The sequence below is a fragment of the Vibrio sp. D173a genome (assembly GCF_030248475.1).
In genome coordinates, this window is record NZ_JAHGAH010000723.1 from 1 (window position 1) to 848 (window position 848).

At 42.2% G+C, this 848-nt stretch carries 1 protein-coding gene; it reads left to right on the plus strand.

Annotated features, from left to right (window positions below; all coding sequences use genetic code 11):
• Positions 1-350 precede the first annotated feature (350 nt).
• Positions 351-596 (plus strand): hypothetical protein, encoded by a 246-nt coding sequence (locus tag KIV40_RS28800; RefSeq protein WP_285352644.1) that lies wholly within the window; start codon positions 351-353, stop codon positions 594-596.
• Positions 597-848: the final 252 nt, after the last annotated feature.

Below are 848 nucleotides of genomic sequence, written 5' to 3' on the forward strand. Positions count from 1 at the left end.
ATGAGCTTAGAACAGACACTGGCGATATTAGATGACCACGTTCAAAACCATAAGCTCGACGCTGAAGTGTTCCAGTGTTTGAAAAAACATGCAGAGTACTGTTTTGAGCTATCGACAGATAAAACCAGCGCGGCGTTTGTCACCGCAGAGCAATATTGATCGGTAAGCCATGGCAATGACGTTATGTCGCAGGGATAGAATCCTCTCTTACAACAGCTTACAGCCTTTACACCTCTTTAGTGGTAGCCTTCGAGATTGAGTTTAGGAGAGGTATTGTGTTGAATAAATCATTGCTGATGTTGTTGGCTCTGTTGATGGGAGCGGTTTGGATGTCGTTTTAGTTGCGTCAGATGATCGAGAGACCAGAGCGGTTTGATGCCGCAAAGCTTGAATTGCTGATTGAAAAGCGCACGACCAGAGAACAAGTTATTGCCCTTCTGGGAAAGCCAAAACAGGTACTCAACAAACAACATTCGGTCTCTTACCTGTACGAATACAGTGATCAATTACTCGCACTGACCTTCCACGAAGATGTGTTATTGATCAGAGAGCGAGCAGAAAACGATGGTCGATACGACTTTCAATTGGTTGAATGATGGTAAATGAAAGTTGGAACAAATCGCGTAAATTCGCAACGTGGACGTTATAAAGTCACGTTCTGCTACCTAATTATAGTGATTGGAATTGTTTTAATTCGCTGGACGTATGTGCCATAAAGCTAAAAGTCATGAAAAGCGACAGTGAATATTGTCGCTTTTTTTAATGGAAAAACTCACCTATTCCGAACTAATTCGACCGAATTGATGAATCTTTGACCGCGCGATCGTTTGCGTTTAAAAATGTGATGA

Coding starts and splice junctions, on each gene's coding strand:
- KIV40_RS28800 (WP_285352644.1), top strand. CDS start 351: ATGATCGAGAGACCAGAGCGGTTTGATGCCGCAAAGCTTGAATTGCTG.